At 76.1% G+C, this 1,425-nt stretch carries 1 protein-coding gene; it reads left to right on the top strand.

The window, feature by feature from the left end:
• Positions 1–22: 22 nt before the first annotated feature.
• Positions 23–1,425, top strand: a 1,403-nt coding sequence (locus EHS43_RS44525) for a serine/threonine-protein kinase (RefSeq protein ID WP_148104343.1), incomplete at its 3' end; no start/stop codon positions are given.

Below are 1,425 nucleotides of genomic sequence, written 5' to 3' on the forward strand. Positions count from 1 at the left end.
GAAGAGGCAGGTCGGGGGGACCGTGACAGAGATATCGGGGGCCGGTGGGACCGCGCTGCGGCAGGCGGGCGCCGTTCCGTTGCTGCCCGCCGATCCCGTGCGCATCGGACCCTACGTCCCGCTCGGGCTGCTCGGCAGCGGCGGCATGGGCCGGGTCTATCTGGCCCGGCGCGCCGATGACGCCCCCGGGCTCGCCGCCGTGAAGGTGATCCGGCCCGAGTACGCCGAGGGCCCCGACTTCCGGCGGCGGTTCGAGAGGGAGGCCGCCGTGCACGGGCGGGTGCGCACCCCGCGCGCCCCGCATCTGCTGGGCACCGGGTTCGACGACGCACTGCTGTGGATGGCCACCGAGTACCTGCCCGGCCTCAGCCTCGCCGAGGCGGTCCGTGAGTGCGGGCTGCCGGCGCCGGCCGGGGTGTGGCGGCTGGTGGCGGAACTCGGGGAGGCGCTGTCGGCGCTGGCCGCCGCCGGGGTCGTGCACCGGGACCTCAAGCCGTCCAACGTCATCCTGTCCCCCCGGGGCGCGCACGTCATCGACTTCGGCATCTCCCGCGCGGCCGACAGCAGCGCGATCACCATGAGCGGCAACCGGGTCGGCACGGCCGCCTACATGGCGCCCGAGTATCTGCGCGAGGGCCGCTGCGACGCCGCCTCCGACGTCTTCTCCCTCGGCTGCACCATCGTCTACGCCGCCACCGGGCACGCTCCCTTCGGCGACGGGACCGGCGTGGACGTCATGCACCGGGTCGCCTTCGAGGCACCCGACACCGAGGTGATGGCCGAACTCGCCACGTCCGACCCGGCGTTGGCCGTCCTGCTGGCCGCCTGCCTGGCCAAGGACCCCGCGGGGCGCCCCGCCCCGCGGCAGCTGATCGACGCGGCGACGGCCGCCGGGCACGGCCGCGCGTCGGACTGGCACGAACCGCTGGCCGTCCGGCTCCGCGAGCGGCAGCAGGGGTGCGCGGTGCTGGAGAACACGCCCGTCCGGCAGTCCCCCCACTTCCGCACCCCGCTGGAGCCGGTGCTCGCGCCGGTCGCCGTGCCGGCCGCCGGGAAGGGCAGGCGGCACAGGTCCCTGCTGGCCGCCGTCGCTGGTCTCGCCGTCGGGGCCGTGGCCGTCGGCGCGTTCCTCCTCACCCGGCCGGACGGCACTCCGGCCGCCGCCGCCTCGACGGACCCGGGCAGCGTCACCGCGTCCGCCGCGCCGGCCTCCTCCGGGCCCGGCACCTCCGTCTCGCCCTCCGGCACGGACAAGGGCGAGAAGAAGAGCAAGAAGAAGAAGGAAGACGAGGACAGCAGCGAGGAGCCGCGGGGCGCCGCCGAGCAGAGCAGCCGCGCGCCGGACAGCACGCCGTCCGCGACCCCCGTCTCCGGCGGTGGCAGCAGCAAGGCGCCCACCCCCACGGCCACCGTGACGAAGACGGC

This window comes from Streptomyces sp. RP5T (assembly GCF_003933965.1).
Lineage (GTDB): Bacteria > Actinomycetota > Actinomycetes > Streptomycetales > Streptomycetaceae > Streptomyces.